Here is a 648-nt window from a genome sequence, read left to right as displayed (position 1 = left end):
CAATTCCTTTAAGTTTCAGCTTTGCAACCATACTTCCCCCGGAATCCATAGACTTTGGTTTCCCGGAGGCTGCCCGCGGGGTCATAGAAGCGACGCCCGCGGATCGCCAGTCGACATCGTTTATGGTCAGAACTACGACGGTATCTGATCGTCTTCGAACCTCTGACTTTCGTTCTTGATTAATGAAAACATTCTTGGCAAATGCTTTCGCAGTAGTTCGTCTTACGGCGATCTAAGAATTTCACCTCTTACACCGTAATACGAATGCCCCCGTCTGTCCCTCTTAATCATTACCTCCGTTCCGAAAACCAACAAAATAGAACCGAGGTCCTATTCCATTATTCCATGCGCGACTATACAAGCGGATCGCCTGCTTTGAGCACTCTAATTTTTTCAAAGTAAAATTTCCGGCCGCGCAAAGCACTCAACGAAGAGCACCAAGCGAAGACCGGGACTTAGATCGCGCCACGCAGTAGCGCCGCGAAGCGAACCGCAAGGCACGACCCGAGATCCAACTACGAGCTTTTTAACTGCAACAACTTTAGTATACGCTATTGGAGCTGGAATTACCGCGGCTGCTGGCACCAGACTTGCCCTCCAATTGATCCTCGTTAAAGGATTTAAAGTGTACTCATTCCAATTACGGAG

1 rRNA gene is annotated in these 648 nt (G+C 48.6%); it reads right to left on the bottom strand.

The features are described 5' to 3' along the window. Nucleotides 1-648: ribosomal RNA gene (locus J0O65_RS28430) — 16S ribosomal RNA — on the bottom strand; the annotation flags it as partial.

It is taken from the genome of Janthinobacterium sp. JC611 (assembly GCF_018682595.1).
GTDB lineage: Bacteria > Pseudomonadota > Gammaproteobacteria > Burkholderiales > Burkholderiaceae_D > Janthinobacterium.
The sequence above is the reverse complement of the archived record's forward strand: the minus strand, read 5'-3'. Positions and strand labels throughout refer to the sequence as shown.